This window comes from Campylobacter concisus (assembly GCF_902460595.1).
GTDB classification, from domain to species: domain Bacteria; phylum Campylobacterota; class Campylobacteria; order Campylobacterales; family Campylobacteraceae; genus Campylobacter_A; species Campylobacter_A concisus_BL.
In genome coordinates, this window is sequence record NZ_CABPVA010000001.1 from 946653 (window position 1) to 955107 (window position 8455).

Here is an 8455-nt window from a genome sequence, read left to right on the forward strand (position 1 = left end):
ATTTTAGCGCTTGAAAAATAGAAAATTTTAATAATAAAATTTATTAAACTTAAAAAATTATAAATAGCAACTACTAAAAACGAGTGACTTTGTTTTAAGTTTTAAACGCTAGTTAAACTTTAAAACCATAAAAGGCTTAAATTTAAGCCTTTTTCTCGCTCATCTTTATGTAGATATGCAAGATATCGATAGCTGCTGGCGTGATACCTGAAATTTCACTCGCCGCAAAGAGCGTTGGCGGGGCAAATTTCTCAAGCTTTTCGACCACCTCGTTGCTAAGACCGCTTATACTTCTAAAGTCGAAATTTTCAGGAATTTTTACATCCATCATATCTTTCATTTTTTCGATCTGATTTTTTTGCTCGCCGATGTAGTGCTGATACTTGCACTCGGTTAAAATTTGATCCATGCTCGCATCATCAAGTGTGGCAAATCTCTCATCAAGCTTTCTTAGTTTTTCAGCCGTAAAGCTCTTTCTAGCAACTATCTTTTGAAGGCTCACGTTTTGGCTGATCGGCTCTTCATCAAGACTTACTAAAAGCTCTAAATTTGCCTTGCTTGGCGTGATCTGAGTGCTGTTTAAAAACTCCAACCCCTCTTTTAAATTTCTTTTTATATTTTTGATCTCGTTAAAAGTCTCATCATCAAGCAGTCCAAGCTCATGCCCATATCTGCCAAGCCTTAAAATGGCATTTTCCTCACGCAAAAGCAAGCGATACTCCGCCCTACTCGTAAACATCCTATATGGCTCTTTTGTCCCTTTTGTCACAAGATCATCTATCAAAACGCCGATATACGCCTCATCACGGCGCAAGATAAGCGGCTCTTTGTTGTCCAGCGAAAGCGCAGCATTTATACCAGCCATTAGCCCCTGAGCGCCGGCCTCCTCGTATCCAGTCGTGCCGTTTATCTGCCCAGCCAAGTATAGCCCTTTTACTTTTTTAGTCTCCAAGCTATGTTTTAGCTGCGTTGGCTCGACGTAGTCGTACTCGATAGCATATCCGTGCCTTACGATTTTGGCGTTTTCAAAACCCTTTACAGAGCGGAGCATTTGCACTTGCACCTCATAAGGCAGGCTCGTTGAAAAGCCGTTTATGTAGTACTCTGTCGCTTCAAGAGTCTGAGGCTCGATGAAAAGGTGGTGTCTGTCGCGATCGCCAAAGCGGTTTATCTTATCCTCGATACTTGGGCAATATCTTGGTCCGATGCCCTCGATCTGACCTGTAAAAAGCGGCGCTTTGTCAAAATTTGAGCGGATTATCTCATGGGTGGTTTCGTTTGTATAGGCGATGTAGCATGGCAGCTGCGTTGGGGAGAAATTTTTAGTTCTAAAGCTAAACGCAACTGGCTTTGCATCGCCATCTTGCTTCTCTAAAATTTCAAAATTTATCGTTTTTGCGTCGATCCTTGGGCATGTTCCAGTCTTTAGTCTGCCTAAATTTAGCCCAAGCTCCCTTAGGCTAGAGCTTAGATCCTTTGCGCTTAGCTCGCCCACACGGCCAGCTTCAAGTTTGTTAAATCCAACGTGGATTAGCCCGTTTAAAAATGTGCCAGTTGTAATTATCACCTTTTTTGCATTATAGATGTTATTTAGGTGGGTTTTAACGCCTGTTACTTCGCCATTTTCGCTTAAAATCTCAGTGGCGATCTCTTGAGAAATTTCTAAATTTGGAGTGTTTAAAAGCAAATTTCTCATATAAACGCGGTATCTATCCATATCGATCTGAGCGCGGCTACCACGTACTGCTGGGCCCTTGCTCTCATTTAGCACACGAAACTGGATGCCAACAGCGTCAGTTGTAAGTCCCATTTGGCCTCCAAGCGCGTCGATCTCTTTTACAAGATGCCCTTTTGCAAGGCCTCCGATGGCTGGGTTGCAGCTTGCAGCGCCTATTTGCTCGGCTAAGATAGTGATCAGTAAAGTTTGCTTGCCCATTCTAGCAGCCGCAAGACTTGCCTCAATGCCAGCATGTCCGCCGCCAACGACGATGATTTCATAGTTCATGATAAATTTTTCCTTATTTTTGATAGGCGGATTTTATCAAAAAGCATATAAAATTTAAATTTTTTCAAAGAAATTTCACCACAAAATTTATGGCTAGAGTTTTTTATTAATGATATTTTAAATATTTTGCTGTTAGATTTACAAAATTTTAAATCCAAAAAGGCTTTATTCATGAGGAATTTACTAAAAGTCACTGGCTTTTTGCCCTACCTTGCGATCGCATTTTTAAACGCAAGTGTCGATCTAGCGCACAAAATAACAATTCAAAACGTCCTTTTAAAGACCTACTCAGGCGATACGCTTTTTATCCTAACAGCCGTTATAAATGCAATGATCTTGCTTCCATTTATATTTTTATTTTCGCCTTCAAGCTTTATAAATGACAAATTTGCAAAGACAAAGGTTATTAGAATTTGCGCCGTCTTTGGCGTTGTTATCAGCGTTGCGGTGCTTATTAGCTACCTTTTGGGTGCCTTTGGCGTGGCATTTGCACTCACACTCATTTTGGCTGCTCAAAGTGCGATCTACTCGCCAGCAAAATACGGCATCATCAAAGCACTTGTCGGCACTGAGCGACTTGGCACAGCAAACGGCGTCATCCAAGCGCTCACCATCGTAGCGATACTTGTTAGCTCATTTTTATTTTCATTTATATTTGAAAATTTATACATCCAAGGCGAAAACTCAGAAGAAATTTTAAAAAGCGTCTATCCTATCGGTATCTTTTTAGTCGTATTTAGCGCGCTTGAAGCATTTTTTGCCTACAAGCTACCTTATATCAGCGAAACAAACGAACAAAGCGGAGAATTTGAGCTTAAAAGATACATCAGCCTTAGCTACTTAAGAGAGAATTTAAAAGAGGTAAGATCAGATAAAAATATCTGGCTAAGCATCGCTGGACTTAGCATATTTTGGGGCATCTCTCAGATCATCATCGCAGCCTTCCCAGCTCACTACAAGGCAGTTTTTAATGACGACAGCTCTCTAGCAGTGCAAGCGATCCTTGCAGTAAGCGCCATAGGTATCGCATTTGGCTCATACGTGGCTGGCTCTATGTCAAAGCTACACATCGAGCTTGGTATAGTACCGATGGGCGCTATGGGTATATTTTTCTCGCTTTTATTTTTCGCATTTGGCTCAAGCATCGGCGTAGTGAGCCTTAGTTCATTTGCATTTGGCTTTTTTGGAGGCATATTTATAGTGCCGCTAAATGCGATGATCCAGTACTTTGCGCCACAAAAGAGCACCGGAAAGATAATGGCGGCAAACAACTTCTTGCAAAACGTCTCAATGCTACTATTTCTAGCCATTGGCATAGGCTTAGTATATTTTGAAATTTCAACCACTGGCCTCTTTGTCTTTACAGCGCTTGTTTGCTTAGTCGGCAGTTTTTACGCCATTTTACAGCTTCCACATCTTTTCACAAGGCTGCTTTTGTTGCCATTTTTAAAGACAAAGTACCGCTTTTTTGTTGAAGGACTTCAAAATTTACCGCAAAGTGGCGGCGCACTACTTCTTGGCAATCACATCAGCTGGATCGACTGGCTCGTGCTTCAAGCTGCAAGCCCAAGGGGCATAAGATTTGTCATGTATAGAACGATCTATAACAAATGGTATCTAAAGCAAATTTTTAAATTTTTTAAAGTGATCCCAATAGGCGCAGGCGCTAGCAAAGAGTCGATCGAGCTAGTTAGAGAGTGCCTAAAAAATGGCGAAGTGGTCGCACTTTTCCCAGAGGGCCACATCAGCTACAACGGCCAGATAAATGAGTTTCAAAAGGGCTTTGAGCTTATCATCAGAGATCTAGAAGAAATTTGCATCGTGCCATTTTACCTTCGTGGCCTTTGGGGTTCGAGCTTTTCAAGAGCTAGTAAATTTTACAAAGACCTCACTTCTAAAAACGGCAGACGCGACATCATCGTCGCCTTTGGCAAGCCAATAACCACATTTATAAACGCTGCAAAGATGAAGCAAAAGGTGCTTGAGCTTAGCTTTTCATCGTGGGAGAGCTTTATCTCAAGGCAAAAACCACTAACAAGCGAATGGCTAAATAACGCAAAAGAGGATAAATTTAAAGAGTGTGTGAGCGACAGCACTGGGCTAAATTTAAGCAATTTGAAATTTATAACAGCTGTTTTAGTCTTTATCAAAATTTTCAAACGCGAGCTAAAAGATGAGAAGAATATAGGCATCTTGCTACCTAGCTCAAGCATCGCAGCTATCGTCAATATGGCGCTTCTTGCCATGGGCAAAGTAAGCGTAAATTTAAACTACACACTAAATGAGACCTCGCTAAATCACGCCCTAAGAAAGGCAAATATAAATACAGTCATCACCTCTAGCAAATTTCTTGAAAAGCTCGCACTTAAGGGCTTTGATCTAAAAGATGCGATGAGCGAAAAGGCTAAATTTGCTGAAGATCTCTCAGCCAGCGTCTCAAAAAAAGAGAAATTTTTAGCGCTTTTAACTGCCTTTTTTGCTCCAGCTTGGCTCATCAAGCTTTGCTATTTTAAGCGTGTAAGCTTAGAGGATACGGCTACCATTTTATTTAGTAGCGGCAGCGAAGGCGAGCCAAAAGGCATCGAGCTAAGCCATAAAAATTTACTTGCAAACATTAAGCAAATAAGCGAACTTCTAAATTTCAAAAAAGATGACGTGATCTTAAATTCACTCCCAGTATTTCACTCATTTGGCCTAACAGTCACCACGCTCATGCCGCTTTGCGAGGGTATAAAAATGATAAGCGTACCTGACCCAACAGACGGAGCGACTATCGGTAAAATGGCCGCAAGACACAGCGCTAGCATCATCTTTGGCACCTCAACGTTCTTTAGGCTCTACACCAGAAACAAAAAGCTTCATCCGCTGATGTTTCAAAGTGCCAGAATGGTCGTAGCTGGGGCTGAAAAGCTAAAACCTGAGATAAAAGACGAGTTTAGGCTCAAATTTGGCATAGAAATTTATGAAGGATATGGCGCTACCGAAACGGCGCCGGTGGCGGCTGTAAATATGCCAAATATCCTAGAAAAAGAGAGCCTAAAAGAGCTTACATTTAATAGACCAGGCAGCGTTGGCATGCCTCTGCCTGGCACCATCATAAAGATAATCGACCCAGAAACGCTTGAAGAGCTAGAAACTGGCACCGACGGACTCATCGTGATCGGCGGATCGCAGGTGATGAAAGGCTATCTAAACGACGAAGCCAAAACAAGCGACGTCATCACGCATATTGACGGCGTCAGATACTATAAAACCGGCGATAAAGGCCACATAGACGAAAACGGCTTTGTCTTTATCGTCGATAGATACTCAAGATTTGCTAAAATTGGCGGCGAGATGATAAGCCTTGGAAGCGTCGAAGAAGAGCTTGCAAAGGTGCTCGGAAGCGACGTTGTCTTTAGCAGTGCAAACGTGCCAGATAGCAAAAAGGGCGAAGCAATCGCACTTTTAGTAAAAAGTGGCACAGAGCCTGAGAATATCGAGCAAATTTTAAAAGAGAGTAGCCTAGCTCCGATAATGATGCCAAGTTATATATTCATCGTTGATGATATCCCAACGCTTGCAAGCGGAAAGGTTGATTTTAAGGGCGTTAAAGCTCTAGCGGTCTCACTTTTAGCGGAGTGAGGCGCCGCTCTTTTATTTTTGTGATAAAATAGCGCCAAAATATCACATAGGTCGCAGTTGCGACTGACATTTGCATAAATCTTAAAAAATTTTCTTTTTTTGCAAATTCCATTATTGATTTTATTTTTCTTAATAAGGAGTTTTGTATGAAATTTTCTAGTGCTTTTAAATTTGGTGCAACCTTCGTAGTTGGCTGCTTGTTCTCTTTAAATTCTGCCTTGGCAAATTCTTACGAGCAGATCAAGAAAGATGGCGTCATAAGGATAGCGACCGAGGGTGTTTATTCACCATTTTCATTTCACAATGAAAAAGATGAGTTAATGGGCTATGACGTAGAGATAGCAAGAGCTGTGGCTAAAAAACTAGGCGTAAAGCCAAAATTTATCGAAGCTTCATGGGATGCGATGCTTGCGGCATTTGACGTTGGCAAGGCTGATGTGGTATTTAACCAAGTTAGCATAACCGACGAGCGAAAGAAAAAGTATGACTACAGCGTGCCATATATGCTCTCTTACTCAGCCATCGTCGTGCATAAAGATAATAACGACATCAAAAGCTTTGCTGATCTAAAAGGAAAAAGAAGCGTGCATTCAGTAAATAGCATGTGGATACCAACCGTTGAAAAGTATGGCGCCAAGCTAGTTGTGGCCGATAGTTTGAGCGATCAGATAAATTTGATCATCACAAAAAGAGCTGATGATACGATAGATGATGCTGTGATGTTTTATGACTACATCAAGCAACATCCAAACGCCCCTATAAAGATCATCGAAGCTGGTGATGAGCCTATGTATACGGCTGCGATTGTTAAAAAAGGTAACAAAGAGCTACTAAATAAGATAAATAATGCCCTAAATGAGCTTAGCAAAGAAGGAGTTTTAAGCGAAATTTCGCTTAAATACTTCGGCAAAGACATTTCTAAATAAGGAGAATCAATGAATTTTAAGCCCATTTTTGGCTTTATCGCAGGTGCTTTTTTAGCTTTAAATTTAAATGCTTCAACTATCAAAAAAGGCGAGCTTATAGTTGCAACTGAAGGCACTTACTCACCTTACTCATTTTATGACGAAAAGGGCGAGCTAGTAGGTTATGACGTAGATATCGCAAAAGCTGTAGCAAAGAAGCTAAATTTAAAGATAGAGTTTCTAACAGCCCCATGGGATGCGATGCTTGCGGCATTTGACGCTGGCAAAGCAGATGTTGTATTTAATCAAGTTAGCATAAGCGAAGATAGAAAGAAAAAGTATGACATGAGCGTGCCTTACACCATGCCATATCCCGTAATAGTCGTGCATAAAGACAATAACGACATCAGAAGTTTTGCTGACCTAAAGGGCAAAAAAAGCGTGCACTCTGCAACTAGCAACTGGGCAGCGATAGCTGAGAAAAACGGCGCAACAGTGGTCGTGGCTGATGGCTTTAGCAAAGGCGTGGAGCTTATCATCTCAAAAAGAGCTGATGATACGATAAATGATAACGTCACATTTTTTGACTACATCAAACAACGCCCAAATGCACCGCTAAAGATCGCATACACTAGCAACGAGCCGATGCCAACAGCTGCACTTCTTAAAAAGGGCAACACTGAGCTACTAGAAGCTATAAACAAAGCGCTTAATGAGCTAAAAGCCGAGGGCAAGATAAGCGAAATTTCAATGAAATATTTTGGAAAAGATATTTCAAAATGATTTTAAAGCCAATATTTTTATTGGCTTTACCTTTTGAGAACTAGGAGAAATTTTGAGCGAAAAAGATACAGATGTAACAAAAGACATAGACTTTATAGATGAAACCGTAATAGATAATATAAATTTTACATATATTGCTGAAAGTAAAATTCATGGATTTGGACTTTTTGCTAATAAAAATTTAGATAGTGGCACAATACTTTGCTTTTTAGATGGACAAGTAATGAATTGGGATCACTATGATGAAATAGCAAAGAGTATAAATTTAGGGAAATATCAAAACTATATTTTTATGGAGTGGAATGCACTTAGCAATAAAACATTACTTGTACGAGCATTTAGAACAAAATACAGCTATATAAATCATTCAAGTGTGCCAAATGTAGAGATAAAATACAATCCAATTCGCATAGAAACAATAAAACAAATAAATAAAAATGATGAAATAGTCATAGACTACAACAAAGAACCATTAAAAAAAGAGTACCTTGACGATAAAGAAAAAGGGTTTTTGTGATACATATTAAAACCACAATTATTCAACCAATAGAAATCAATACACAAACGCTAATAAAGCTCTTTGATACAAAAATAAATATTGAAAATTTTAAAAAATATAAAAACGTTAAAGCACCTTGTTGGAAACAAACTATGGATGAGCTTTTTAATCTATATAGTTCATTTATAATTTTAGATAACCAACTTATAAATTCTAAAGATTTACAAGCAGAACTGAAAAGTGATCATTTTAATATCAACGACAAATTTAATATATCTGATTTTATAGATGAACATGACTTGCAAGCATACTTAATGTTTGACTATAGGCTATTTCAATTTTGTATAGTGTATGAGCTTGGCTTTGTTTTGCCACTAAATAATATAGAAAATGTCACAAGGCATGAACAAGACAAATTAGATTTTTATAATTGTATTCGCAATATCTTTGTTAAAGAAACCGATAGTTCGTATCTACCGTCTATTATTTTTAATTTGCAAGATAGCTTAATCAAAGAGGCAATGAATTTTATAGATGTAAATTTTAACTTAAAAGATAGTGCAGATAGCCTTAAAATACTAAATAATAGCGGCAATATAACAAATGTAGCCATCTTAGAAAACTTAAATGATAAAGAAT

At 39.3% G+C, this 8455-nt stretch carries 6 protein-coding genes; 5 read left to right on the forward strand and 1 reads right to left on the reverse strand.

Annotated elements, in window-relative coordinates; translation table 11 throughout:
• Window positions 1-142: 142 nt before the first annotated feature.
• A complete protein-coding gene (mnmG, locus tag F3G86_RS04590; protein ID WP_149723111.1) occupies window positions 143-2005 on the reverse strand; it encodes a tRNA uridine-5-carboxymethylaminomethyl(34) synthesis enzyme MnmG in 1863 nt (620 codons plus the stop codon).
• A gap of 171 nt (window positions 2006-2176) precedes the next feature.
• Here mnmG and F3G86_RS04595 point away from each other — a divergent pair, with 171 nt between their 5' ends.
• From F3G86_RS04595 to F3G86_RS10430, 5 genes are all read left to right on the forward strand, one after another.
• Entirely contained in the window at window positions 2177-5629 is a 3453-nt protein-coding gene (locus F3G86_RS04595; RefSeq protein ID WP_149723112.1) for an acyl-[ACP]--phospholipid O-acyltransferase, read from the forward strand.
• 146 nt (window positions 5630-5775) lie between these two features.
• Window positions 5776-6555 (forward strand): amino acid ABC transporter substrate-binding protein, encoded by a 780-nt coding sequence (locus F3G86_RS04600; RefSeq protein ID WP_148815181.1) that lies wholly within the window; start codon window positions 5776-5778, stop codon window positions 6553-6555.
• A 9-nt stretch (window positions 6556-6564) separates the two neighbouring features.
• On the forward strand, window positions 6565-7317 hold the full coding sequence (locus F3G86_RS04605) for an amino acid ABC transporter substrate-binding protein (protein ID WP_149723113.1): 753 nt from the start codon (window positions 6565-6567) through the stop codon (window positions 7315-7317).
• Between the two features lie 52 nt (window positions 7318-7369).
• On the forward strand, window positions 7370-7834 hold the full coding sequence (locus F3G86_RS04610; RefSeq protein WP_188116416.1) for an SET domain-containing protein-lysine N-methyltransferase: 465 nt from the start codon (window positions 7370-7372) through the stop codon (window positions 7832-7834).
• On the forward strand, window positions 7831-8455 hold a 625-nt coding region (locus F3G86_RS10430; RefSeq protein ID WP_188116417.1), incomplete at its 3' end, for a hypothetical protein. The genes F3G86_RS04610 and F3G86_RS10430, both read left to right, overlap by 4 nt.

Coding starts and splice junctions, on each gene's coding strand:
- mnmG (WP_149723111.1), bottom strand. CDS start 2,005: ATGAACTATGAAATCATCGTCGTTGGCGGCGGACATGCTGGCATTGAG.
- F3G86_RS04595 (WP_149723112.1), top strand. CDS start 2,177: ATGAGGAATTTACTAAAAGTCACTGGCTTTTTGCCCTACCTTGCGATC.
- F3G86_RS04600 (WP_148815181.1), top strand. CDS start 5,776: ATGAAATTTTCTAGTGCTTTTAAATTTGGTGCAACCTTCGTAGTTGGC.
- F3G86_RS04605 (WP_149723113.1), top strand. CDS start 6,565: ATGAATTTTAAGCCCATTTTTGGCTTTATCGCAGGTGCTTTTTTAGCT.